The organism is Rhodococcus sp. P4_B6 (assembly GCF_056402215.1).
The window spans coordinates 1-26419 of record NZ_JBFUHV010000129.1 but is presented as its reverse complement, the minus strand read 5'-3'; the positions used below and the strand labels follow the sequence as shown (position 1 = coordinate 26419).

The 26419-nt window shown below is 68.8% G+C and carries 20 protein-coding genes; 4 read left to right on the top strand and 16 right to left on the bottom strand.

All coding sequences use genetic code 11. The annotated features are described in order from the left end of the window. From AC1DWT_RS37430 to pruA, 9 genes are all read right to left on the bottom strand, one after another. A partial coding sequence (locus AC1DWT_RS37430; RefSeq protein WP_477924482.1) for a non-ribosomal peptide synthetase occupies positions 1-4624 on the bottom strand: 4624 nt, incomplete at its 3' end. A 95-nt stretch (positions 4625-4719) separates the two neighbouring features. Beyond that, on the bottom strand, positions 4720-7077 hold the full coding sequence (locus AC1DWT_RS37425; RefSeq protein ID WP_206015124.1) for an arylsulfatase: 2358 nt from the start codon (positions 7075-7077) through the stop codon (positions 4720-4722). 167 nt (positions 7078-7244) lie between these two features. Then, positions 7245-8891, bottom strand: coding sequence for a substrate-binding and VWA domain-containing protein (locus AC1DWT_RS37420; RefSeq protein ID WP_206015123.1), 1647 nt, complete (start codon positions 8889-8891; stop codon positions 7245-7247). Positions 8892-9037: 146 nt separating this feature from the next. Continuing rightward, a complete protein-coding gene (locus AC1DWT_RS37415; protein WP_206015122.1) occupies positions 9038-10276 on the bottom strand; it encodes a PucR family transcriptional regulator in 1239 nt (412 codons plus the stop codon). Between the two features lie 145 nt (positions 10277-10421). Then, positions 10422-11462, bottom strand: a complete 1041-nt coding sequence (locus AC1DWT_RS37410) for an NADP-dependent oxidoreductase (RefSeq protein ID WP_387496644.1) — start codon at positions 11460-11462, stop codon at positions 10422-10424. A gap of 52 nt (positions 11463-11514) precedes the next feature. Beyond that, positions 11515-12915: an acyl-CoA synthetase gene (locus AC1DWT_RS37405; protein ID WP_206015120.1), complete on the bottom strand. Its 1401-nt coding sequence runs from the start codon at positions 12913-12915 to the stop codon at positions 11515-11517. Positions 12916-12927: 12 nt separating this feature from the next. Further along, positions 12928-13602: a rhomboid family intramembrane serine protease gene (locus tag AC1DWT_RS37400; protein WP_072940471.1), complete on the bottom strand. Its 675-nt coding sequence runs from the start codon at positions 13600-13602 to the stop codon at positions 12928-12930. A gap of 54 nt (positions 13603-13656) precedes the next feature. Beyond that, entirely contained in the window at positions 13657-14634 is a 978-nt protein-coding gene (locus AC1DWT_RS37395) for a proline dehydrogenase family protein (RefSeq protein ID WP_477924480.1), read from the bottom strand. Continuing rightward, entirely contained in the window at positions 14631-16271 is a 1641-nt protein-coding gene (pruA, locus tag AC1DWT_RS37390) for an L-glutamate gamma-semialdehyde dehydrogenase (RefSeq protein WP_095861090.1), read from the bottom strand. The genes AC1DWT_RS37395 and pruA overlap by 4 nt, the downstream gene beginning before the upstream one ends. A gap of 159 nt (positions 16272-16430) precedes the next feature. Here pruA and AC1DWT_RS37385 point away from each other — a divergent pair, with 159 nt between their 5' ends. Continuing rightward, positions 16431-17021, top strand: a complete 591-nt coding sequence (locus AC1DWT_RS37385) for a hypothetical protein (protein WP_206015119.1) — start codon at positions 16431-16433, stop codon at positions 17019-17021. On the opposite strand, the gene AC1DWT_RS37380 is transcribed toward AC1DWT_RS37385, so the two are convergent. From AC1DWT_RS37380 to AC1DWT_RS37350, 7 genes are all read right to left on the bottom strand, one after another. Further along, a complete protein-coding gene (locus AC1DWT_RS37380) occupies positions 17018-17434 on the bottom strand; it encodes a PPOX class F420-dependent oxidoreductase (protein ID WP_477924479.1) in 417 nt (138 codons plus the stop codon). The genes AC1DWT_RS37385 and AC1DWT_RS37380 overlap by 4 nt on opposite strands. 54 nt (positions 17435-17488) lie before the next feature. After that, positions 17489-18376, bottom strand: a complete 888-nt coding sequence (locus AC1DWT_RS37375; protein WP_206015118.1) for a hypothetical protein — start codon at positions 18374-18376, stop codon at positions 17489-17491. A gap of 45 nt (positions 18377-18421) precedes the next feature. Then, the gene (dapC, locus tag AC1DWT_RS37370) at positions 18422-19522 is read right to left on the bottom strand and encodes a succinyldiaminopimelate transaminase (RefSeq protein WP_072940488.1); all 1101 of its coding nucleotides are present in this window, start codon (positions 19520-19522) and stop codon (positions 18422-18424) included. Positions 19523-19524: 2 nt separating this feature from the next. After that, the gene (fdxA, locus tag AC1DWT_RS37365) at positions 19525-19848 is read right to left on the bottom strand and encodes a ferredoxin (protein WP_005263360.1); all 324 of its coding nucleotides are present in this window, start codon (positions 19846-19848) and stop codon (positions 19525-19527) included. A 108-nt stretch (positions 19849-19956) separates the two neighbouring features. Then, positions 19957-20727, bottom strand: coding sequence for a hypothetical protein (locus AC1DWT_RS37360; RefSeq protein ID WP_072940490.1), 771 nt, complete (start codon positions 20725-20727; stop codon positions 19957-19959). Further along, entirely contained in the window at positions 20724-23351 is a 2628-nt protein-coding gene (locus AC1DWT_RS37355; RefSeq protein WP_477924477.1) for a bifunctional FO biosynthesis protein CofGH, read from the bottom strand. The genes AC1DWT_RS37360 and AC1DWT_RS37355 overlap by 4 nt, the downstream gene beginning before the upstream one ends. Positions 23352-23396: 45 nt before the next feature. Then, positions 23397-23582 carry a hypothetical protein gene (locus AC1DWT_RS37350; protein WP_015889740.1) on the bottom strand — a complete coding sequence of 62 codons (186 nt, stop codon included), beginning with the start codon at positions 23580-23582 and terminating at the stop codon, positions 23397-23399. 82 nt (positions 23583-23664) lie between these two features. On the opposite strand from AC1DWT_RS37350, the gene AC1DWT_RS37345 reads away from it, so the two are divergent. From AC1DWT_RS37345 to AC1DWT_RS37335, 3 genes are all read left to right on the top strand, one after another. Continuing rightward, a complete protein-coding gene (locus AC1DWT_RS37345) occupies positions 23665-24165 on the top strand; it encodes a PH domain-containing protein (RefSeq protein ID WP_072940497.1) in 501 nt (166 codons plus the stop codon). Further along, on the top strand, positions 24162-25703 hold the full coding sequence (locus AC1DWT_RS37340) for a PH domain-containing protein (protein WP_477924476.1): 1542 nt from the start codon (positions 24162-24164) through the stop codon (positions 25701-25703). Before AC1DWT_RS37345 ends, AC1DWT_RS37340 begins: the two co-directional genes overlap by 4 nt. Continuing rightward, positions 25688-26419: uracil-DNA glycosylase (locus AC1DWT_RS37335; RefSeq protein WP_477924474.1), on the top strand; the 732-nt coding region annotated here is incomplete at its 3' end. The genes AC1DWT_RS37340 and AC1DWT_RS37335, both read left to right, overlap by 16 nt.

Below are 26419 nucleotides of genomic sequence, written 5' to 3'. Positions count from 1 at the left end.
CACCGAACACCGTCCGCAGGCTCTCGTGCCGAGCCACCACATCCCCCAACCCCGCCACCAACGCCCCCACATCAAGAGCACCGGTCAACCGCACCGCCACCGGAATGTTGTACGTCGCCGACGGTCCCTCGAATTTGTGAAGGAACCACAACCGGGCCTGCGCGAACGACAACGGCACCCGCTCCGGCCGCACCCGCGGAAGCAACGGCACCCTCGCCACCGCAGCGTCACCCAGCCGGGACGCCAACTCCGCGACCGACGGGGACTCGAACACCACCCGGATCGGCACCTCCACCCCGAGCGCGTTGCGGATCAACCCCACCAGCCGCGTCGCGGACAGAGAATGCCCGCCCAGGTCGAAGAARCTGTCGTCGATCCCCACCCGTGGAAGACCGAGCACGTCACCGTACAGTGACGCCAGCGTCTCCTCCACCCGTGACCGCGGGGCCCGGAACACGCCACCCACGAAGTCCGGCGCGGGCAACGCTTTTCGGTCGAGCTTGCCGTTCACCGTCAGCGGCAACCGATCCACCACCACCACCGCCGCGGGCACCATGAACTCCGGCAGCCGCCCGGCCACGAAACGACGAACCTCGGACGGCAGTCTGCTTGCACCGGGGTCGTTGACGTATTCGGTCATGTCACCGAGTGGTTCCCCGGGCAGGTAGACATCGGACACCGCGCCGGATGCGTGCGCGTTTTCGTGCGCCCGGGTCGTGATATCGGTGAATATCACATCCATCAGGCCCGGTGCCGGTGACCAGGTCACCGACACCGCGAACCCCAGCTCCTCACCCAAGTCGTGACAGTCCTGCGGCAACATCGCGTCCGTCCGGCTGTCCGCGTCATGCCGGGTGGGAACGTGATCGCGGTCAGCGGCAACGTCGAGAGCGTGTGTGGCCTCGACATCGGGCGCCAGTCCCCTGTGCGGTACGCCGATCACCCGCACACAGTCCGCACGGCGGCCCGTCAGGAACTTCCGCAGCGCGGTGGGATCGCCGATTCGCTGCCACGACGTCGACGGCACATCAGCCAGCGACCGGGCATTCACAGGATTCTTGCGCAGCACGACTTCGTATCTGTAACAGCTCAATTCGTTGACTGACCGGACGCGCTCGAGTTGAATGTCGACCGCGCCGATGTCGGGGATCAGCGTCGGCAACGCTGTGAAGAACTCCGGCGCGAGCAGCAACTCCTGCTCGGCCGCAATGCTCCGGCGCACCCGATCGCGTAACACCATGACGGTTGTGTCGGCATGTGCGTCGGCGATCTGCACGCCTGTCGCGAATTCCCGGAGCAACGCAAGATTCCGCACGTCACCGAGGAACAGCACGCCCCCGGGGCGCAGCAATTGCACTGCAGTGTCGATCACGTCGATCAGGTACCCCGCGTTCGGGAAGTACTGCACGACCGAGTTCAACACCACTGTGTCGAAGACGCCGAGCGGCACACCGCCGAGGTCGTCGGCGGCCTGGACCCTCAAGTGCACCCGCTCGACCCACGGGTCCTGCCGATCCGCCAACTGTGATCGCAGATCGTCGATCGTGGTGGCGGAAAAGTCGGTGCCCCAATACTCTTCGCAGTGCGGCGCCAACTGCGACAGCAGCAGCCCTGTTCCGACTCCGATCTCCAGCACCCGAGCCGGCCCGAGCTCGCGAATCCGTGCGACGGCCGCCGCGCGCCATTCCCGCATCTGCTCGAGGGCGATGGGCTTCCCGGTGTAGCTGCTGTTCCACCCCCCGAAATCCTCTCCGAACGCTGCCTGGTCGAGCGGCTCACCGGCATCGGACGCGTCCCCGGAATACAGGTCGTCGTACACCCGCCGCCACTGCGAAACCAGCTCTGCCTCCCGCTCCCTGTCACGGACGAGCGCGACACCCCTGTCGAGCACGACATACCCCACCAGCTGTGCATCGATGCCGGCAGCGGGTTCCCGGGCGATCACCGCCGCCTGCGCCACCGCAGGATGCGACATCAGTGCCGTCTCGACCTCCCCCGGTTCGACCCGGAATCCCCGCACCTGTACCTGCTCGTCCACCCGTCCGACGAAATCGAGCACGCCGTCGGACGTCCACCGCACCACGTCGCCGGACCGATACATCCGCGAACCGGGTTCGCCGAACGGGCACGCGACGAACCGTTCCGCCGTCAACCCCGGCCTTCCCACATATCCTCGGCCGACCCCGAACCCCGCGACGTACAACTCCCCCGCCGCTCCGATCGGCACCGGCACCAGTCCCGGACCCAGCACGTAAATCCGCGCGTTGCCGATAGGAGTCCCGATCGGGCTTCGACCGCCGTCGCCGACGCCTGCGGTCAACTCCAGATAGCTCACATGCACCGTGGTTTCGGTGATTCCGTACATGTTCACCAGAACCAGAGTGTTCGGACGTTCGCCCGGGAGCCAGTCGCGTAGCCGGCCCGGGTCCAATGCCTCTCCCCCGAAAACCACCATTCGCAGAACCGAATCGGGCCCACGGGAATGGTCCCTGCGTTCGGCGTCTGCGAACTCGTAGAACGCGGAGGGGGTCTGATTGAGGATCGTCACCTGCTCCCGCCGCACCAGATTCCACAACTCGGCGGGCGAGCGCACCACGTCCCAGGGCACGATCACGACTCGCCCGCCGTGCACCAATGCCCCCCACAACTCCCACACCGAGAAGTCGAAGGCCTGTGAATGACACCAGGCCCACACATCCCCATCTCCGAAACCGCACCACCGATCGGTCCCGGCAAACAACGACACCACGTTGCGGTGGGTGATGACAACCCCTTTCGGGGTGCCGGTCGAACCGGATGTATACATGACGTACGCGGTGTTGGAGGGTCTCAGCGGGGCGATCCGCTCATCGTCGGCAGGGTTGGTCACCGCTGAGATTCCCTCGGTGCCGGCGTCGTCCGGGTCCAACACGAGACAAGGAATGTCGTTGTCCGGCAACGATGCGGCGGTCGCGGTGTCGGTCAGAACCAGGAGGGGTGCGGCATCGGTGAGAATGAAAGCGGTTCGCGCGCTGGGATAGTTCGGATCGATCGGAAGATATCCGCCACCGGCCTTGAGAGTCGCAAGGAGTGCGACGATCAGTTCGGACGAACGTGGCATCGCGACGGCCACGATGGATTCGGGGCCCACACCGCACGCGATGAGATACCGCGCCAACCGATTCGCCCGGTCATTGACGTCTCGATAGGTCCAGTGCCGATCGCCGAGAGTCAGCGCCACCGCGTCGGGTGTCGCGGCGGCCCGCTGTTCGACCAGGCCGGGAAGGGTGGYCTGGGGAACCGGTACCGTCGTGTCGTTCCAGGTCCGCAGTACCAGTTCGCGTTCGGTGGGTCGGAGGAAGTCGTATTGCTCTGTCCGGCCTGCCGGATCGGCGACGACCGCACGAACGAAAGCCATCAGCAGATCCGCATAGAGCCTGACGTCCTCACTGCTGTGCAGCGCGCCGTTCGCGTCGATCTCGATGTGCATGCCTGCACTGTTGCGTCCGCCGTAGTAGATCGAAATCGAAAGGTCGTCCACGGGGCCGAACGACACGCCGCGCATGGATGCCGGGTTGCCGGCAAAGTCGATCGAATCGAAGAACGGGATGATATTCAGAATCGGACCGAACCGATTCTCCATGGATCCGGACAATCCTCTGTCTCGTCTTATGTCAGAACCCTGGTAACGGGAATGACGCAAAACGGAACGAATCGCGGTACCCACGTCGTGCGCGACTGCGGCGAAAAGCGACCGCGGGGGGATCTCCACCCGGAAGGGCACCCAATTCGATACCAGCCCCGGGGTTCGCCGGGCGGCACCGACTCGATTGGCGACGGCCAATCGCATCATGAATTCCGACGTACCCGACAGCCGGTGGAAGAGTCCGGCTACCGCTGCCGCCAGGAAGCCCGGCACCGGTGTCCCGATCGATTCTGCCGCCGTGAGCAATCGCGCGGTCTCATCGTCCGACACCGTCAGGCTGTGATGCACAGTCACGGGAACCGGCGAACTCGGATGCCGTGGCAGTCGCAGTGGTTCGGGCAAGGCAGCGGTGTAGTTTCGCCAGAACTCCTTGTCGCGGGCGAATCGATCGGACTGCCGGTAGCGGGCATCTTCGTCGACAATCAGTCCCGGTCCGCCGAATCCGGATTCAGGGATCGGTCTTCCCGCCTTCAGCGCTGTGTAGATTTCACCGATTCGACGCGCGAGAATCGCGACGCCGAACCCGTCCATCACGATGTGGTGGCAGACGGCGCACAGGAAGAATCGCGCGCCGTGAACCTTGATCAAGCCTGCTCGATACAGCGCATCATGTTCCAGATCGAAGGGCACGGCGCAGACCTCTGCCATCGACGCTTTCGCCGCCGATTCGGGGTCTGCCGCAGCACTGACATCGACGAAGAACGGTTTCCACGAGTTCGAATCCCGCGCGACCTGGCGTGGGCCGTCCCCGTCCTCGACGAAATTCACCAGTACCGAACGGGCCTCTTTCGCCACTCGCCGCAGCGCGGCTTCCATCACCGGAGGGTCGATGTCACCGGAAATATCGAGATACGCTGCAATATTGTTCGAAAGGCCAGGCGCCAACCTCTGCGCCAGCCAGAGCGCCTCCTGGGCGGACGAAACCCGAAATGAGTTCATCGCGACCATGATGTGCCCTCCCGAACGGCGGTAGGGATTTCGCCCGGTGGCGACAGCAATCCAGGGAGTGGTGACTCCGTCGAGGCGCCATGCTCTCACTCGCGCGAGAGCATGGCGGCTGCTTCGCGTTCGAGGTCGACGTAGGGTTCACCGCTGACGTCGACTGCCACCCGGTTCAGGGTGCCGCCGGTGAACGCCCACGGCGCGGTGCCGGGATAGTCGTCGGTGACGGGTTCCCCGGTGTCGCGGCCGGCACTGAGGCCCTCGCCGGCGATGCTGAACTTGCCGGGCTGAGTTCGGATCCTGCCCTCGCCGACCTGGCGGTCCCCGTAGTACAGGGTCAGCACCCCGTGAGCGGTGCCGGGCGGATCCTCACCGTCCTTGTCGAACGAGGCGGCCAGGAGCAGGTTCTCGCCGGTCGGCAGATCCTCGGTGGCGCTGATCCGCTGTTCCTCGCTGCCGAGGAAGTTGTAGACGTAATGCAGGCGGTTGTCCTTGACGTACAGGGCGTGCCCACCGAAGCGGCTGCCGTGGGCGAACAGCACACCGGACGCCCCGGGTTCGCGGAGATCGACCAGCGCGCCGATCGAGTAGGAGCGGTTTCGGATGTTGACCGCCACCGACTCGGGCACCTCGGCACCGCCCGCCCGGTAGACGTAGCGGTTGCGCGGCGCCGCGAGCTGGGGGCGGGGGGTGGTGAAGATCTCGACCGCCGAGCGGTCGTCGAGGGGCAGCGCCTGGTTGGCGCCGGCCTCGTGGAACCACAGGCCGATCAGCTCGGCGAGCCGCCCGGGCTCGTCGGCGGCGAGGTCCCGCAGCTCGGCGCGGTCCACGTCGGTGTGGTAGAGCTCCCACGAGTCCTCGGGGAACCGGCCCCAGCCACTGATCGCCGGATGGGTGCTCACGGCCTTCCAACCGTCGTGCCAGATGCCCCGGGTGCCGAGCATCGAGTAGAACTGGGTGTGCTTCGCCGTCGGAATGGTGGCCGCATCGAAGCTGTACCGCATGCTCACGCCCTGCAGCGGGTGCTGGGTGTAACCCTTCACGGTGTCGGGCAGTTCGATCCCCATGCAGTCCAGCACGGTCGGGACGAGATCGATGGCGTGGTGATATTGGTCGCGGGTCTCGCCACGGGCGGCGATCCCGGCGGGCCACGAGATGATGCACGGGTCGCAGGTGCCGCCGTTGAACGAATACCTCTTCCACATCTTGAACGGGGCGTTGAAGCCCATCGCCCACCCGTTCGGGTAGTGGTTGTAGGTTCTGGTGCTGCCGAGCTCGTCGAGCATCTTCATGTTCTCGGCCATGTCGTCCGGCACACTGTTGGCGACCTTGTTCTCGTTGACCGAACCGTTGGGGCCGCCCTCACCGCTGGCGCCGTTGTCGGAGACCAGCATGACAATGGTGTTGTCGAGCTGTTCGATCTCCTCGAGGTAGCCCATCAGGCGCCCGATCTGGTCGTCGCAGTGAGACAGGAACCCCGCGTACACCTCGGCCATTCGGGCGAAGAGCCGTTTCTCGTCGGCGGAGAGGGTGTCCCAGGGTCGGGTGAAGTCGAGCGGCGGGAACGGTTGCCCGTCGGGTCCGGTGCGCGTGTCGGGGGTCCCGATCGGGTTCAGCGGGGGAAGTTCGGTGTTCTGGGGTACCAGGCCCATTTCCTTCTGCCGGGCCAGGGTCTGCTCGCGCAAGGCCTCGTAGCCTTCGTCGAACCGGCCCCGGTAGCGGTCGGCCCACTCCTGGGGCACCTGGTGTGGTGCGTGCGCGCAGCCGGGCGCGTAGTACAGGAACACCGGACGGTCGGGGGCGATCGCCTTGACGTCGTCGAGGTATTGGATGGCCTTGTCGGTGATGTCGACGCTGAAGTGGTAGCCCTCCTCCGGAGTGGCCGGTTGCTGCACGGGGTGGTTGTCGTGGACCAGATCGGGATACCACTGGTTGGTCTCCGCCCCGAGGAAGCCGTAGAAGCGTTCGAAACCACGGCCGACGGGCCAATTGCGCTTGGTGGAGGCGAGGTTCATCTCGTCCTCGGCACACAGATGCCACTTTCCGACCATCGCCGTGCTGAACCCCTGCTCGACCAGGACCTCGGCGAGGGTCGCGCACTCCGGCGGGATGTGTCCGTTGCCGCCGGGAAAACCGACCGCGGCCTCACTGATACAGGCCATCCCGTTGGTGGTGTGATTGCGGCCGGTCAGCAGGCAGGACCGGGTCGGGGAGCACAGGGCCGTGGTGTGCCATTGACCGTAGCGCAGCCCGTTGGCGGCGATCTTGTCGATGTTCGGCGTCTCGATCGGCCCGCCGTAACAGCCCAGGGCACCGAACCCGACGTCGTCGAGGACGATGTACAGCACGTTCGGTGAGCCTGGCGGGGCCTTCGGTTGCTCGTACGGTCCCCAGTCCGGGACAGAGTCACGAATATCGAGATTGACGACACCTCTGAACGGCTTGGCCATGATGTGCTCCTCGAATGAGATCCCACTCACTTCCACCCAAGCACTACCGGCAGGTGGATGGCTAGAGGTACCGGCCGGAAAATCCGCTCCGCTCGCCACACGTGGAACCCGGCCGCCGAACCGAACCGTCTTTTTGTCGGCACACGCTGCGCCGGAACGGAATTCCCCTAGCTGCGGCCGCGGGCGGCCAGCGCGTTGACGAACACGTTGGCGATGTCGGCGGGATCCTTCGCGACGTAGCTCGACCCTCCGGTCACCCGCGAGATCTCGGCAAGCGTGGCCGCGTCGGCGTCGTCGGTGATGCCGATGGTCACGATGATGACGGGCCGGGCCGGGTCCATCTCACGCTCCAGGATGCTCAGGAGCTGTTCCTTCGTGATCGAGTCCGGGTCCTCGTTGGCGCCGTCGGTCAGGATGATCACACTGTTCACTGCGCGCGGGTCGTACGTGTCCTGCACCGTCCGGAACGCGGCGAGCGTCGTGTCGTACAGGCCGGTGCCGCCGCCGATCAGCCCCTCGACCTTTCCCGCCTGCTGGGCCATCAGCGCACGCTGCGTGAGTCCGTCCACCACGGTGTCGTAGCGGCGGATCGGGACCAGCTCCTGGTAGTCCTGCGGTCCCCCGCCGAGCCCCTGCGAGAACGCCCACAACCCGGCGGACACGCTGTCCGGGAACATCGCGTTGCCTGCGAGGGCGGCATCGACCGTCAGATCCATGCGCGACCGGTCGCCGGCCGGGGTCTCCATCGACCCCGACACGTCGATCGCGACGAGTGTGCGGATCGGCAGTGCCATCATCGCCCACCCGCCCAGGGCGTCCTGCAACGGCGACTCGTCGTCGAGCGCGAGCTTGGTGATCCTGCCGACGCCGCGGCCGTCGGCCGGTGGACTTCCGTCCGGTCCGCGGAATCCGTGCTCGGCGAGCACCGCGCGGGCCTCCTCGCCGCCGAGGACCGCGGCGACGGCGCGTGCCACCTGGGTGGCCTTGTAGTGCCGGTCCGGGGCAGGCGACGTGACGACGAGCGGGAAGTTCATGAAGTTGCTGCCCGTCGGGGGCACCGTCGCGGCGAGCGTGCGGGCGCCGTCACCGTCGGTGAATTCGAGCACGGACTGTTCGGTGGCGACGGCGACTCCGCCGTTGTCGACGACACCCTGGAGCATCTCCTCGCCGACGGGTTCGTCCGCGGTGCGCGCGCTTTCCTCCTGCGCGAGCGGAACCAGCGCGGCCCGCACCGTCCCCGCGGACACGGGGTCGGCCTGGCCCTCGGCGAGTGCCGCGTTGATCGGCGCCTGCGCGACCCCGGTCACGAGGGGGTTGCCCAGCTGGATGTCCTTGATTTGCAGGGCGGCGAGCCACGTCGGCGACGTGGGGGCGTCCTCCTCGCGGGAGGCCAGCACGACGGGCGAGGACGCGATCGACCCCGTCATGACCTCGACCGGTCCGGCCGCGGTGAGTGCCGCCTTGCCCACCCAGGCGCCGCTGTCGGGGATCCAGAGATCCGGGGCGTCGGTTCCCTTGCCGAGCCGTCCCGCGATGTCGCCGGACGTCGCGGCGCCGACGGCGACGTTCGCGCAGCCCAGGTCGGTGCGCTTCGCTTCGCCGAGGATGCCGCCGAGGGCGGGAGCGATGCTCGGGTCGGCGGCGAGGGTGTAGTCGGTGACCTGGTCGCACTCGTCCGGCCAGGAGCGCACCGCCTGAACGACGACCACGACGGAGGCCACGAGCCCGATCACGGCGGCAGCGCACACCGCGTAGAAGGCGGGTGAGCGCCCCTCCCGCTCCGGCCCCGCGCTCGAATGACGCCCTCCGGCCATCGCCTGCCCCCTCTAACAGTTCGGTCACGAGACGACCACCGTCGCACCGGACCGAATATGATCCGGCCCACATCGTAGCGAACGGTGCGCGGTACGACTTTGTGCTGGTGACGGGGATGATCCGTCCAGCCGCGCGAGCGGACCGGTCAGCGATCGGGTTGCTCGACCTCGAGCCGGCGTGCCACGAGCGCGGCCTGGATCCGCCGGAGCCCGGAGGGCCGGGTCGGATCGCAGCCCGTCAGCTGCGCCACCCGTTTGAGCCGGTAGTGCACCGTATTGGTGTGCAGGTGCATCTGCTTCGCGGTGCGCTGCCGATTCAGATCGTGGCCGATGTGCACCTCGAGCGTCTCGATCAGTTCGGGCGAGCCCTGCAGCGGTTCGAGGAGCCGAGCCAGGTGGGTCCTGCCCGGCCCCGGCCGGGTGAGCTGGTATTCGAGCGCCAGATCGTCCATCTCGTAGAGGCCCGGCTCCAGGGCCAGCTGATCGGCGAGGTCGAGGAGTTCGTGGACCTGGTCCGCCGCCGCGGGGATACCGGCAGTCCGGACCCGGGTCGCCGTGGCGGTGAGGGGAACCCCGGCGGCCGCTTCGATCCGGTCGAGCAGGGAGACCATCCACGCCCGCTCCGGCGAGCCCGGAAGCAACAGCGTTCCGCCGTCCGGGCTCATTGAACACAGCGCCGCCCCACCCGCGGCGTCCGCCAGCTCGATCTGCAACCGGCGCAGCTTCTGCCGGGCGACGACGGCCTTGCGCCGGTGGGTCACGGCCTCGGTGGGATGCGACGGAATCGACAGCCCCAGCACCACGTACTCGTCGGCCAGCTCCACACCTGCGTGCCGGGCCGCCGTCGCCGCCTTTCGGCCGCTGAGCAGCGCCGTGACGAGATTGACTGCGGCGCCGTCGCGTTCGCTGTTGACCGCTTCAAGTTCCTCCACGTAGCTGGTCGTGGCGGCGACCGTCACGCATTCGAGGAGGGTGAACATCACCTTCTGGATGACCAGGAGTTCGGGCAGGTCTTCCTCGCGGGCGTTCGAGGCGACGAGGTCGCCGGCCTCGCGGATGCCTTCGTGGAGGATGCGGAGCACGAGTTTCAGCGGGAACCCCTCGCGGGCCCAGCGCGCGGAACTGTTGCGCACCTCCGCGAGGTCCTCGTCCGTCGGGCTGATGCCCTCGTCGAGCATCTGGATGCCGAGACCGAGGCAGACGATCGTGAAATCCATGACGTCGCTCTGCAGTTGTTCACCGGGCAGCGAACCGCACGGGGTGACGTTGTCGGCGAAGTGGCGGACCAGTTTCTGCGCGACGGTCAGCGTGTCGCGCAGCGGGGCGGACGCGGGCCTGCCGTCGACGAGGATCTGCGAACCCGCCCCCGGACTGTGATTCGTCATAGATCTGACCGCTTCCATATGTGGATGACACCGAACTCCCGCATCATCGACATCACGCACACATAACGAGGGTCCGCTTCTGTCACCGTTCTATCACGACAGCGCCCTGTCCAGGGCGAATACCGGCACCACAGCCGATGGTCGGTCAGTTCTCCTCGGCGACCCGGACGACCAGCTTGCCGAAGTTGCTGCCCCGGAGGAGCCCGATGAACGCCGCGGGCGCATTCTCGAGCCCGTCGACGATGTCCTCGCGGTAGGCGAATCGGCCCTCCCGGATCCACTCGGACACGTCGCGCTGGAAGTCCGCGTACATCTCTGAGACGAACTCGCTCTGGATGAACCCGCGGATGGTGAGGCTCTTGACGAGCACCCGGGAAAAGAACCCGGGCAGCCGATCCGGCCCCTCGGGGGCCTCGGTGTCGTTGTACTGCGCGATCAGGCCGCACACGGGAACGCGCGCGTACAGGTTGAGCAGCGGCAGCACCGCCGCGGCCACCGCACCGCCGACGTTCTCGAAGTAGACGTCGATGCCGTCGGGGCACGCGGCGCGCAGCTCCTCTGCGAAGTTCGGAGACCGGTGGTCGACGGCGGCGTCGAATCCGAGTTCGTCCAGCAGGTAGGCGCACTTCTCCGGTCCGCCTGCGATCCCGACCGCCCGGGCGCCCTTCCGTTTCGCGATCTGTCCCACGGCCGAGCCGACCGGACCGCTGGCCGCCGCGACGACCACCGTCTCGCCCGCTTTCGGTTGCCCGATCTTCAGCAGGCCGGAGTACGCGGTGAAGCCGGGCATGCCGAGCACTCCGACCGCGGTCGACAACGGCGCGGCGTCGCGGTCGAGTGCGCGGAGGTGGTTGCCGTCGACCACGGCGTGCGACTGCCATCCCGCGTACCCGAGAACGTAGTCACCGGTCGCGAAATCCGGGTGCCGGGAGTCGACGACCTGCCCGACGGTGCCACCGACCATGACCTCGTCGATCTCGACCGGGTCGGCGTACGACTCGGCGGCACTCATCCGGCCGCGCATGTACGGGTCGAGCGACAGGTAGATGACGCGGATCAGCACCTGGCCTTCGGCGGGGTCGGGGAGATTCACCGCCTCGAGCCGGAAGTTGTCGGCGGTCGGCTCGCCGTCCGGCCGGGAGGCGAGGACGATCCGGGTGCTCTGAACGATGCTCTCGACACTCACTGTGCGCCTGCCAATCCGTGTTGGGCCGGTATCGCCCGCCACCTTACCGATTTCAGAACAGCTGCTTCTTCTGCACCTTGCCCATCGCGTTGCGGGGAAGCGACTCGACGACGCGAATCTCGCGGGGCCGCTTGTGCACCGACAGTTCGGTGGCGACGTGATCGATCAGCGCGGCCTCCGACACGTCGTCCCCCACCACGAACGCCACGAGCCGCTGACCGAGGTCCGGGTCGGGGAGGCCGACGACCGCCGCCTCCCGCACGCTGGGGTGGCCGAGGAGGGACGTCTCCACCTCACCGGCCCCGACGCGGAATCCACCCGATTTGATCAGGTCCGTGGATTCGCGGCCGACGATGCGGTGGAACCCGCCCTGGTCGATGACGGCGACGTCACCGGTCTTGAAGAAGCCGTCGTCCGTGAAGGATTCGGCGGTCGCGTCGGGCCTGCCGAGGTAGCCGTCGAACAGCATGGGCCCCCGCACCTGCAGACCGCCGATGGATTCGCCGTCGTGGGGGACGTCGCCACCGCGCTCGTCGCGCAGCCGGGTCTCGACGCCGCGGACCGGCACACCGACCCACCCCGGACGACGCTCGCCGTCGGCCCGGGTGCTGAGCGTGAGCATCGTCTCGCTCATGCCGTACCGCTCGACGAGTGCGAGCCCGGTCAGCTCCTGCACCTTCTCGAACACCGGGACGGGCAGCGGGGCGCTCCCCGACACCAGCAGTCGCGCACCCGACAGCGCCCGCGCCGACTCGGGGTCGCCGGCGATACGACTCCACACCGTGGGGACACCGAAGTACATCGTTCCCCGTGCCGCCGCGTAGGCCGCCGGGGTGGGTTTGACCGTGTGGACGAGCCTGCTGCCGATACGCAACGGTCCCAGCACACCGAGGATGAGCCCGTGGATGTGGAACAGCGGAAGTCCTTGCACCAGAGTGTCGTTGCGGGTCCACTGCCAGGCGTCCGTGAGGGCGTCGAGACCGGCGGCAATGGCCTTCCTGCTGATCAGGACCCCCTTGGGCGGTCCCGTGGTACCGGACGTGTAGAGCACGAACGCGATGCTCGACTCGGGCGGTTCGGGGTAGCTGTGCCACGACCGGGCGTGGACACGCACCGGCACGACGGGCAGGCCCGCAGCGTCCGGCGGCGCCTCACCGAGCCACGCCTGCGCACCGGAATCGCGCAGGATGTGCTCGAGTTCGGCGGGTCCGGAATCGGGTGGCACCGGCACCGCGGTCACACCCGCGATGAGGCAGCCCACAACGGCGAGGACCGTGGTCACAGTGGGGGTGGCGAGAATCGCGACCCGATCCGCGCGTGCCACCCGTTCGGCCACGGACGTCGCCGCGCCGAGCACGTCGCCGCGGGACAGGGTGGTGTCGCCGATCCGGATGGCGTCGGGAATGTCGTCGCCCTGGGCGACGGCCAGAGGATTCAGAGATCGCAGCAGCACATCGACAGCTTCTCACAGGGCCCGGAGGCGGTCCGGTGGGTCTCCCGGAGGCGGACTGACCGTGGCGAGTGCCGCACCCAGCAGGGCCCCGGTCAGGACGGCCAGCCCGTGGGCGTCGTCGACCACCACCAGCAGGACCCCGGCGAGCACGATGCCCCCGCTCGCGGCGAGGACCCACCACTCCTTGGACTGCATCACCACCAACCCCGCGAACGACGCGGCCAGCGCGAGCGTGGCGCCCGAGTTGCCCGCGCCGGGCGACGGGAACAGGAACGCGGTGAACAGGCCGAAGATGATCTGGCTCGCCACGAACAGCAGTACCGCCCGGACCCCACCCCACACCCGCACCGCGAGCGGCGCCACCCACGCGAGGACGAGCAGGTTCACCACGGTTCCGGCCACTCCCCCGTCCTGCACCGCGACCGACGTGAAGATCCGCCACCACTGGTGGTCCCGGATCTGGTCGGGGTCACGCTCGAGGGCGTCGAGGACGGCGGGAACGACGATCTGCAGCAGTGACGGCACGGCGATCAGCAGCCACAGCACCACCGCGGTGCGCGGCGGACGGGTGAGCCGCATCTCGCCGATGCGCCCCTCGCCGATCTGCACCGATGCGATCAGCGAGGCGAGTACGAGAACGACGGCGAAGAGGACCGCGCTGATCCATCCCGCGCCTGAAGTCGTCACCGCGAAACTCTACAACGACGCACCCGCAGCGGAACCGGTCAGCGGCCGCGCCGGTCAGTCCTTGGTGACCACCGAGCGCAGGAAGAACCGCAGGTTCGAGGGACTCTCGGCCAGTCGCCGCATGAAGTACGCGTACCACTGGCTTCCGTACGGAACGTACACCCGAACCTGCTTGTCCTGGTTAGCGAGCCGACGCTGCTCGACGTCCCGGATCCCGAACAGCATCTGGTGCTCGTAGGCGTCCGCGGCGCGGCCGGTGCGCCCGACCAGCGGGGCGACCGCGTCGATGACGGCCGGGTCGTGCGAGGCCACCATCGGGTACCCGTCGCCCTCCATGAGGATCGTCAGGCAACGCACATACGAGGCGTCCACGGCGGCGCGGTCCTTGAATGCCACGGATTCGGGTTCCCGGTACGCCCCCTTGCAGAGCCGGACCCGCGAACCGGGGCCCGCGAGGGCTCGGCAGTCGTCCTCGGTGCGGCGCAGGTACGACTGCACCACGGCACCGAGCCAGGGGAAGTCGGTGCGGAGTTCGCGGACGATCGCGAGCGTCGAATCGGTGGTCGTGTGGTCCTCGGCGTCCACGGTCACCCACACCCCGGCCGCCTCGGCTGCGGCGCAGATCGTGCGGGCGTTGTCGGTGGCGATCCGTTTGCCGTCGCCGGCGAGCGCCTGCCCGAGCGCCGACAACTTCATCGACACCTCGAGCCGGCGGACCCCCGACGTCCTGTCCGCCGCCTCCGGCAGGGCACCGAGATCGGCGACGAGCGCCAGGTACTCGTCGACCGTCACCTGCGCGCCCGCCGCGTCACGGGTGTCCTCACCGAGGAAGTCGATCGACACCGATCGGCCCGAATCGAGGATCTCCCGAACGGACGCCAGCGCCGACTCCCGGCTCTCGCCCGCCACGAAGCGGTCGACCAGTTTCCGGGTGACCGGGGCACCGGTGACGGCGCGTTTGACGCGCGACGACCGGGCCGCCGCGAGGATCGCCGGGCGAAGCGGATTCGCCAGAACCGTCGGCGCTTTCATTCCGACCCCATGTGCGGATATCGGTAATCGGTGGCGGGGACGAAAGTCTCCTTGATGGTGCGGGCCGACACCCAGCGCAGCAGGTTGAGTTTGGACCCGGCCTTGTCATTGGTGCCGGACGCGCGGGCCCCACCGAACGGTTGCTGCCCGACGACGGCACCGGTCGGCTTGTCGTTGACGTAGAAGTTTCCGGCGGTGAACCGCAGAGCCGCCGTCGCCTGCTCGACGGCCTGCCGGTCGTCGGCGATCACCGCACCGGTCAGCGCGTACGGGGCCGCCGAGTCGACCTTGGCGAGCACGTCGGTGAACGCGTTCGGGGCCGAGTCGTCGTACACGTGCACCGTCAGGATCGGGCCGAAGTACTCGGTGGTCATCGCCTCGTCGTCGGGGTCGTCCGCGAGGAGCACGGTGGGACGGACGAAGTAGCCGACGCTGTCGTCGTACTTGCCGCCGACGGCGATCTCGAGGCCTGCCGCGCCGCGGGCGCGTTCGATGGCCGCGACGTTCTTGTCGTAGGCGCGCCGGTCGATGAGGGCACCGCCGAAGTTCTCCAGGTCGGTCACGTCCCCGTAGGTGAGGGCGTCGACTTCCGCGGTGAACGTGTCCCGCATCCGCCGCCACAGCGACTTCGGGACGTAGGCACGGGAGGCTGCGGAACACTTCTGGCCCTGGTATTCGAATGCGCCGCGGATCAGCGCCGTCCGCAGCACGTCCTCGTCGGCCGAGGCGTGCGCGACCACGAAGTCCTTGCCGCCGGTCTCCCCCACCAGCCGGGGGTAGCCCGCGTACTTCCCGATGTTCGCGCCCACCTCGCTCCAGAGGTGCTGGAACGTGCGGGTCGAACCCGTGAAGTGGATTCCTGCGAGCCGGGGGTCGCTCAGCAGCACCTCCGACACCGCCTGCCCGCTGCCGGTGAGCAGATTGATCACGCCCGGGGGCATGCCCGCCGCTTCGAGCAGTTTGATCGTCCAGTACGCGGCGACCGTCTGCGTCGACGACGGCTTCCAGATCACCGTGTTGCCCATCAGCGCGGGCGCGGTCGGCAGATTGCCGGCGATCGCGCTGAAGTTGAACGGAGTGATGGCGTAGACGAAGCCCTCGAGCGGACGGTATTCGAGCCGGTTCCACACACCGGGCGAGGAGATCGGCTGGTCGGCGAGGATCTGGCGGGCGAAGTGAACGTTGAAGCGCCAGAAGTCGATCAGCTCGCACGGCGCGTCGATCTCCGCCTGCTGGACCGACTTCGACTGCCCGAGCATCGTCGCCGCGGCGAGCGTCTCGCGCCACGGCCCGGACAGCAGGTCGGCGGCACGCAGGATCACGGCGGCCCGGTCGTCGAACGACAGCGCCCGCCAGTCCGGTGCCGCGGCCGTGGCCGCCTCGATCGCCGCCGACGCGTCGTCGTGGGTGGCGCTGCGCAGCGTGCCGAGCACGGCGGCGTGCCGATGGGGTTGCACGACGTCGACGCGGTCGCCGTTGCCGTGACGGTGTTTGCCACCGATCACGTGCGGGATGTCGACGGGATTGGTGGCGATGTCGGTGAGCGCGGATTGCACTCGGGAACGTTCGGGACTGCCCGGCGCGTACGTGTGGACCGGCTCGTTGGTGGGCACCGGAACCTGGGTGATGGCGTCCATGCTGCCTGCCTCCTGCCCTCAGATCGTGTGAGGAACTGTGACCGGGAACCGCGGCCGGACGGGGACACCCGTCCGAACGGAACCCTCGAGCCCAGGTTAGCTCTGGATGGGGGTACCCATCCGGTTTTGACGCGCCGACGGGCTGGCTAGCATCGGCGCATGGCCGAACGGAACCGCGTGTCACCCCGATCCGACATCGTCGCGATTCCACTGCGCGGCCGGTTCATGGGCAATCGGGGCTGCCTGCACCGCGGGCACTCCGTGGTACGCAATCATTCCGGCAAACGATGGATCATCTGCGTCACCGACTACCCGGCGCGCACGGTCCCGCAGTGGAGCGAGGGCCACTACACGGTGCTGTTCTTCCACGACGAGGCGGTGGCGCTGGCCGCCGGGCACCGGCCGTGCGCCCTCTGCAGGCGCGAGCGGTACAACGACTTTCGCGCCGCGTGGCGGTCCGCGAACGGGGGCGGCCTGCCGAGCGCCGACGAGATGGACGCCCGGTTGCACGGGGAACGACTGGACGGGTCCCGTCAGCGAACGCACCGGGCCGCGTGGTCGTCGTTGCCCCGCGGCGCCTTCGTGCTGTTCGACGACGGACCTGCGGTCGTGCTCGACGACACCGTCGTCCCGTGGTCGGCCGACGGATACGGGACGCCGTCGAACCGGCCGACCGGCACCGCCACGGTCCTGACACCGCCGTCCACCGTCGCCGTCCTCGCGGCCGGCTACCGCCCGGACATCGCCTAGCTCTCCACGTCGCGTGCGTTCGCGACGAGCTGGTGGGCGTCCTGGTCGGTGGCGCCGAGCCCGAAGCTGATGATGCGTTCCGGGCGGCGGATGGTCGGGCCGCCGAGGCCGTTCGCCTGGGCGGCGTCGGCGTCGAGGGCCTCGGCGCGCCCGCGGATTTCGACGCAGCGGACCCGCCACGGGTCGACGGACGGCACGTCGTCCACGACGAACGCCACCTTCCCGTTGTCGGCGACGTTGCGGAACTTGCGGCTCGCGGCCATGTTGTAGCCCTGGATGTCGATCGTCGACGTGTCGGGGTTGTAGTGGAAGCCGACGGGACTGACCTGCAAGGTTCCGCCCGGTTGCACCGTGGCGAGCCTGCCGATGCGCTGTGATGCCAGATAGTCGAGTTCCTGCTCGGTAAAGGACATGAGGCCAGGCTAGAACCTCAACGGTGCTCGAGGTCAAGGTTTCCGGGACTCTTCTCAGCCGAGATTGTCGAGTGCGTGCCGGGCCTTCTCGACCCGCCGCTCCGCCGCCTCCAGTTCGCGTTCTCCCCGGCGCACCGCCTCCGCCGAGGCCTTCTCCGCGTTCCGGGTGAACTGCCGCTCCTGCTCGGCGTGTTCGAGTTCGCCGCGCAGTTCCTCGATCCGGTGGTCGATCTCGGTCAGCGTGGATCGCGCCTGCCCGAGTTCGATGTTCGCGTCGTCCAGCGCGCCGCGGATCTCGTCGGCCCCGGACGTGGCGTCCGCCAGTTCCGCCTCGGCCGCCGCGCGTGCGGCGTCGAGATCACGCTCCTGCGATTTCTTCGCCTTCTTCGGCTTTTCGGCCGGCGGCGTGGAGGCAGGCTCGGATTTCGGCGGCTTCTTCGCCGTCTTTCCCTGGACGACGGTGAGTCCGGCAGGCCCGAAACCGCTGTAGGTCGCCGCCGTCACCACCCGACCGCGCCGCACCTGCTCGGCGGTGTCGGCGTCGGCGAGGGCGGCGTGCAGCGTCTGGCCGACATCGCGCAGCGCGTCCTCGCCGACGGTCCGGCCCCGGTCGGCGGCGAGCTCACCCGCCTTGCGCGCCAACGCCCGGACCACCTGCTGTCGCTGCGTCGTCAGCCGCCGAAGGTCCGGGCCGGACAGGTGCCGCTGCGCATCGCGGAGGGCGTCGCCGAGGGCGAGGAGCGCACCCACCTCGTCGGGTAGTTCGCGGGCGAGCAGGTTGACGAGCCAGCCGACGACCGTCGGCTTCCGCAGTTTCCCGATCTCGGTGGCCAGTGCGCGGTCCTTGTTGTCCCGCGCCGCCGTCACCTGCGCCGTGCGCGCCTCGACGAACTCACCGGGGTCGAGGCCGTACAGTTCGTCGGCGACGTCGTCGAGGGTCACGGCACCATACTTTCACCGCGACCGTCCCGGCCGGGCCGACTCGGGTCAGGCCAGTCGTTCCGCTGCGGCCGCGATGCGTTCGTCGTCGGCCGTGAGCGCGATCCGCACGTGGGTGCCGCCGCCGGGACCGTAGAACTCCCCCGGCGCCACGAGAATGCCCCGCTCGGCGAACCACTCGACGGTGTCCCGGCAGGCTTCGCCGCGGGTCGCCCACAGGTACAGCCCGGCCTCGGAATCGTCGACGGTGAATCCGGCGCCGCGCACCGCGGCGAGAAGGATCTCGCGGCGCCGGCGGTACCGCTCACGCTGCTCGTTCTCGTGGTCGTCGTCGCTGAGCGCGGCGGTCATCGCCGACTGGATCGGCAACGGCACCATCATGCCCGCATGCTTGCGGACCTCGAGGAGTTCGGCGACCAACGCCGGGTCACCGGTGACGAAGCCCGCGCGGTAGCTCGCGAGGTTGGACGTCTTCGACAGCGAGTGCACCGCGAGGAGACCGGTGAGATCGCCGTCGTTCACCCGCTCGTCGAGGATGGAGAGGGCTTCCCCTTCCCAGGTCAACCCCAGGTAGCACTCGTCGGACGCCACGATGGCGCCCCGGCTGCGCGCCCAGTCGACCACCTTCCGCAGGTGGTCGAGGCCGAGCACCTTGCCGGTGGGATTGGACGGCGAGTTCACGAAGATCAGCGACGCGCCCTCGGGACCGAGGCGGTTCAGACCGTCGGCGCGGATCACCCGCGCACCCGCGAGGAGCGCACCCACCTCGTAGGTGGGGTACGCGAGTTCCGGAATGACCACGAGGTCGTCGGCGCCGAGCCCGAGAAGGCGTGGCAGCCAGGCGATGAGCTCCTTCGTGCCGATCGCGGGCAGCACCGCCGCCGGGTCGATGCCGGTGATTCCGTAGCGGCGGCGCAGCGCCTCGACCGCGGCGTTGCGGAGTTCGTCCGTGCCGTGCGTCGTCGGATATCCCGGCACCGCGGCGACCGCGGTCAGCGCCTCCTGGATGATCGGGGCCACCGGATCGACCGGGGTTCCCACCGACAGGTTGACGATGCCACCCGGGTGGGCGAAGGCCTTCGCCTTCGCCGACTCGAGCGAGTCCCACGGAAAGTCGGGAAGTGCTGCGGCTACCGGGATACGAGGCACCTCTAGTCCTCGCCCATGGGGGGCAGCGCCTTGACGAACGGCGGGTCGTAGTCGACCTTGCCCAGCTTCGCCGCTCCGCCGGGGGAACCGAGGTCGTCGAAGAAGTCGACGTTCGCGGCAATGTAGCCGTTCCACTGGTCCGGGACGTCGTCTTCGTAGAAGATGGCTTCGACGGGGCAGACGGGTTCACAGGCGCCGCAGTCCACGCATTCGTCCGGATGGATGTAGAGCATCCGCCCGCCCTCGTAGATGCAGTCGACAGGGCATTCCTCGATACACGCCTTGTCCAGCACATCCACGCACGGTTCAGCAATCGTGTAGGGCACTGCCGCTCTCCCTGCCTTTCTGACACGAGTAAGCACGAGGTACGGGCCGCTTGTACCTCGCGGAAGAAATCATTATCGCCTGCCCGGCGGACCCCTTTGCGGTGAGGGTTACCTGACCCGGCGGACCGCCGCGGGCAGCGACGCCCGGGCCGCGATCCGTTTCTCGGCCTGTTTCACGGCTCTCACCAGCGCACCCCGTTCGCCGAGATACCCGGCCACCACACCGACCACCGGAATGTTCCCCAGCAGCGCGTAGGTCCCGCCCGGTTGCGGGCGCTTGTCGAGTTCGTCACTGAGCGCCCGCACCGTGCCCGCGGTGCGCCACAGCGCGCCGATCAGTCCGAACGGGCGCCACACCGATGCACCCTGCGCCGAAGCGGATGGCGGCGTCGCGCCGGCGAGCACCGCGGACGCGTCCGTCTCACGCCGGCAGAGCACGGACGCCAGCAAGTCCACCTGCTCGGACCGGTTCGTGACGCCGTGCTCCCGGGCCACTGCGACGAGCACGACGGCCTGATTCGCAAATCCGAGCACGTCCTGGATCGGGAGCCGGTTGAGGAGCACACCGAACATGCCCGGGGACGCGACCGCGATCGTGTTCAGCGCGCCGATCCGCGTCACCCACCACCGTGCCCGCTCGTCGTCGCTCGCCTTCTCCCACGACGCCGTCCCCGGGAACCGCACGGTGTCGAGCACCCAGGCGACGCCGTCGAGCAGCGCCTCCGCGGCGCCCCGTTCCGCCGCTGTCGGGGTGAACGTCCGGCCCTTGATGCCGAACGGATCCGTGAGGGCCAGATCGAGCACGGGGTTGATGCCCCGCGCGGCGCGATCCAGAATGCCGACGACGGTGTCGTCGCCCAGCCGATGCGTCTCGCTCATGCGGCCGGCGACCGTCCCTCGCGTCGTGCGTGTGTGGTGGTGCGTTCGCGGGCCGGGCGGCCGATGCCCTCGGCGATGGCCCGTAGTTCTTCGACGGTCTTCTCCGATCCGTGCTCGGATCCCGCCATCCGGGAGATGGTCTCCTCCATCAGGGTGCCCCCGAGATCGTTCGCCCCGCCCTGCAACATCACCTGGGTGCCGGTCACCCCCAGCTTGACCCAGCTGGTCTGAATGTTCGGGATCCGCCCGTGCAACATGATCCGCGCCAGCGCGTGCACCGCCCGGTTGTCTCGGTTGGTCGGACCCGGCCGCGACGCCCCCGCCAGATACAGCGGCGCACTCTGATGCACGAACGGCAACGGCACGAACTCGGTGAACCCACCGGTGCGGTCCTGAATCCCGGACAGCACCCGCAGGTGCCCCACCCAATGCTTCGGGTTGTCGACATGCCCGTACATCATCGTCGAACTCGACCGCAGACCGATGTCGTGCGCGGTGGTCACCACCTCCACCCAGGTGGCGGTGGGCAGCTTGCCCTTCGTGAGCACCCACCGCACCTCGTCGTCGAGGATCTCCGCCGCGGTACCGGGAATGGTGTCCAGACCCGCCTCGCGCAGCTCCGTCAGCCAGTCCCGGATGCTCTGCCCGCCCCGGGAGGCGCCGTTGACGATCTCCATCGGCGAAAACGCGTGCACATGCATCGACGGCACCCGCTTCTTCACCGCCCGCACCAGATCCGCGTACCCGGTGACCGGCAGTTCCGGGTCGATACCGCCCTGCATGCACACCTCCGTCGCCCCCGCGACGTGCGCCTCCCACGCCCGGTCCGCGACCTCGTCGGTGGACAGCGTGAACGCGTCCGCGTCGCCCTTGCGTTGCGCGAACGCGCAGAACCGGCACCCGGTGTAGCAGATGTTGGTGAAGTTGATGTTCCGGTTCACCACATACGTCACCTCGTCCCCGACCGCATCCCGACGCAGCGCATCGGCCAACGCCACCACCGCCTCGAGCCCGGCCCCGTCCGCGGTCGCCAACGCCAGGTACTCGTCGTCCGACAGCCCCGCCGGGTCGCGTTCGGCGCTGCGCAGCGCCGCCAGGACGTCGGTGTCCACCCGCACCGGCCCGGACAACTCCAGCACCTGCTCGCGGACGGTCTCCCAGTCCCCGAACGCGCTGCCCAGGTCGCTGCGGGTGTCGGTGTTGCGGCCGGCGGTGTCGATCTCGGTGTTCAGATCCACCCGGCCCGCCGACTCCCAGGACTCGTCCGGCTCCTGCCACGGCAACCCGACCGGGATGGTGCCGACCTTGGCGAGCCCGGTCTGCGGGTCCGCCAACGCCTGCACGTGCCCGGTGATCCGCGGATCGATCCACGGCGGGCCGGCCAGCACGAACTGCGGCTGCGCCGCCGTGCGCTCGGTCAGCTCGAACCCGGCGGCCGCGGTGATCTCGGCCAGGGTGTCCAGGTTCGGCCACGGCCGCTCCGGGTTCACGTGGTCCGGGGTCAGCGGCGACACCCCACCCCAGTCGTCGACCCCGGCCCCCAGCAGCGCCGCGCACTCGGTGGTCGACACCAGATTCGGCGGCGACTGGATCCGCATCCCCGGGCCCAGCAGCAACCGGGACACCGCGATCGTCGCGAGAAACTCCTCGAGACCGGCGTCCGGGGCATCGCGCATCGCGGTGTCCGGCTTGGCCAGGAAGTTCTGCACGATCACCTCCTGGACGTGCCCGAACGCCTTGTGCGACTTCCGGATCGCCATGATCGACTCGGCCCGCTCCCGGACCGTCTCACCGATCCCGACCAGGATGCCCGTCGTGAACGGCACACTGAGCCGCCCCGCGTCGGTCAGCGTGCGCAACCGCACCGCCGGATCCTTGTCGGGGCTGCCGTAATGGCACTCGCCCTTGTCGGTGAACAACCGGGTCGAGGTGGTCTCGAGCATCATCCCCATCGACGGGGCCACCGGCTTGAGCCGGGAGATCTCCTCCCAGCTCATCACACCCGGGTTCAGGTGCGGCAGCAGCCCGGTCTCCTCGAGCACCCGGATCGACATCGCCCGCAGGTAGTCCAGCGTCGAGTCGTAGCCCCGCTCGTCCAGCCACTGCTTGGCCTCCGGCCACCGATCCTCCGGCCGGTCACCCAACGTGAAGAGGGCCTCCTTGCAGCCCAATTCGGCGCCCTGCCGGGCAATCTCGAGGACCTCGTCCGGTTCCAGATACGCCCCGCGCCCCTCCGCCCGCAGTTTGCCCGGCACCGTCACGAACGTGCAGTAATGGCACTTGTCCCGGCACAACCGCGTCAGCGGGATGAACACCTTCCGCGAATACGTCACCGCCCTCGGCCGACCCGCCGCCAGCAACCCGGCATCGCGCACCTTCGCCGCCGACGAACACAGATCCACCAGATCCTCGCCGCGGGCCTGCAACAACACCGTCGCCTCGTCCACGTTCAACGTGGCGCCGTCCCGCGCCCGCCGCAACACCCGCCGCATCGCGGACGCGGACGGTGCCACTTCCTGCGCCGATGCGCCGGACGGGGGTGCCGCCGGAACACCCGGCATGGGAAGCATCGTGGGCCGGCCGGACTCTTCACCTGAATGGGTCACCCAGCGATCATGCGCCATCGACGACGAGCCGTGCCACCCAGACTCCGTGAGCGGCGAGGATCGCTACCCGCGCGGGTAGTCCTCGTCGACCGGAACCGCCCGGCTCTGCTCGGCGGCGTCCGCCTCGTTCACCTCCAGCGACGACACTTCTTCGACCTCATCGGAATTGTCGTCGTCGACGGCGATCTCCTGCTCGAGCCGGTCCGCCTCGGGAACCTCCGGAGAATCGGCCGCATCGAATGACGTCATGTCTGCGCTCCTTTCACTTCGGGGGTCCTCCCACCATAGGTCCGTTCTCGACAGAATGGCGGGGCACGGCCAAAGTAGGGGCATGAGTGTGCCCACCACCGTCACCATGGCGGAACCGCTGTGGCGGCCCAGCCCCAAAGCCAAGCAGCTGTGGGCAATCAACGCCGCCCTCCTCTGGTTTCCCGTCTTCGTCGTGCAGGCCGTCGCTCTCGTCTTCCACTGGTGGCCCGTGTGGGTGCACGTCACGGTCCTCGCGATCACCGTCGTGCTCGCGATCGTCCACGTCGCCGTCGTCCCGCTCTGGCGGTACCGGGTGCATCGGTGGGAGATCAGCGACACCGCGGTCTACACGCGCAGCGGCTGGTTCACCCAGGAACGGCGCATCGCGCCCATCTCCCGGATCCAGACCGTCGACACCGAACGCGGACCCATCGACCGCATGCTGGGGCTCGCGACCGTCACCGTCACGACGGCGTCGTCCGCCGGTGCCGTCAAGATCTCCGCCCTCGATCAGGACACCGCCGACAGCACCGTCGCGCGGCTCACCGAGATCGCCGGCACCAATGTCGGTGACGCCACATGAGTGCGGCACCGGAACCGGGCGTCGCGCCGCCCATCGCGCAGGGCGAGGCGGCGGTCGCCGTGGAGGAGGAGCAACCCTGGTTGCGTCTGGACCGCCGGATGCTGCTGGTCCACCCCGTCAACGAGATCGTCAAACTTCTGCCGGTGTTGCTGATTTCGCTGGTGATCGGCACCCAGAGCGGCAACCACGTGTGGAGTCTCGTCGCCATCGTCGTGTTCGTGGTGTTCGGCGTCTCGCGCTGGTTCACGACGAGTTACCGCATCGGCCCGGTCCACGTGCAACTGCGGCAGGGCCTGTTCCGCAAACGCCTGCTGTCCGTACCGCGCAACCGGATCCGCTCCGTCGACGTGGAGGCGGGCGTCCTGCACCGGCTGCTCGGGCTGTCGATCGTGCGCATCGGCACCGGCCGGCAGGTGGGGTCCACACCGGACGCGGCGAAGTTCGAACTCAACGCGCTCTCCACCGGGCTGGTGCCCGACCTGCGCGCCGCGCTTCTCGCCCGTCAGCCCTCCCCCGAGGTCGAGCACACCGCGGTCACGCAGGAACCCGCGGTGACCGAGATCGGCCAATGGACCCCCGCCTGGGTGCGCTACGCCCCGTTCTCGGTGACCGGGGTGGTGACCATCGCGGCGATCGTCGGACTCGCGTTCCAGTACGGAATCGGCGCGAAGATCGCCCGCTCCTCGACGGTGGCCGAGGGGATCGAATCCGCCGAGCGCGTCGGGATCGCCGTGGCCGTCGTCGTCGGCATCGTCGTCCTCCTGATCGCCGCCAGCGGCCTCGCGTGCGTCCGGTACCTGCTGACGTACGGCAACATGACGCTGACGGACAACGGCCGCACCCTGCACGTCAGCCACGGCCTGCTGAAGACCCGCCAGACCACCCTCGATCGCGCCCGGCTCCGCGGTACGACGCTCGAGGAGCCTCTCCTGCTGCGGCTCGCCGGCGGCGCCCGGCTGGATGCCGTGATGACCGGTGTCAGCGCCGAGAGGCACGAGTCGTCCCTCCTGCTCCCCCAGGCGCCGCGCGCGGAGGCCGAGCGGGTGATGGCCACTGTCATCGGCGACCACCGCCAGGCCGCGGTCCCGCTCACCCCGCACGGGCCGGTCGCGCAGCGGCGGCGCTACACCCGGGCCCTGATCCCCGCGGAGATCGCGCTCGCCGCCGCGCTCGTGTTCCTGATCCTCGACCGGCCCGTGTTCTGGGCGGTGTGGGCCGGGATCGTGGTGCTCGCCGTCGGCGGCGTGGCGCTGGCGTGGGATCGGTACCGCGGTCTCGGTCACGCGGTGCTGCCCGGGTGGTTGATCACCCGCAGCGGCTCCCTCGACCGCGCCCGGGACAGCCTCGAGGCCGACGGCATCATTGGGTGGACCGTCCGCCAGACGTTCTTCCAGCGGCGGGCCGGGGTGGCGACCGTCATCGCCGCGACCCCCGCCGGCACCGGAAAGTACCTGGTGATCGACCTGCCTGCCGATCAGGCGTGGTCGCTCATCGAGTCGGTGACACCCGGCGGAGGTGACGTGTGGGCGCGGCGCTGACCGACATCGCCGGTCTCGACGCCCACCTCATCGACTGCCGGGCGTGCCCACGCCTCGTCGAGTGGCGGGAGACGGTCGCACGCGACAAGCGCGCGTCGTTTCGCGACGAAACCTATTGGGGCCGTCCGGTTCCCGGATTCGGTCCGGCCGACGCGTCCCTGCTGATCGTGGGCCTCGCGCCCGCCGCGCACGGCGCGAACCGGACCGGGCGCATGTTCACCGGAGACCGCAGCGGCGATTTCCTCTACGCCGCCCTGCACGCCGTGGGTCTCGCGAGCCAGCCGACAGCCACCCACATCGGCGACGGCCTCGAACTGTTCGGCGTCCGGATCACGTCCCCGGTGCACTGCGCGCCGCCCGCGAACAAACCCACCCCGGAGGAACGCGACAACTGCCGCCACTGGCTCGACGCCGAACTGCGCATCCTGCAACCCGGTCTGCGGTCGGTGATCGTGCTCGGCGGATTCGGCTGGCAGTCGCTGCTCCCCGTCCTCGACGACGCCGGCTGGGCCGTCCCCCGGCCGCGACCCAAGTTCGGGCACGGCGCGCACGTCGAACTGGCCGGCGCCGAACGTCCCCTGCACCTGTTCGGTTGCTACCACGTCAGCCAGCAGAACACGTTCACCGGACGTCTCACCCCCGCCATGCTCGAGTCGGTGCTCTCCGACGCCGCACGCGTGGCCGGGTTGCCCGGGTCCCCGGACGAACGGGACGCC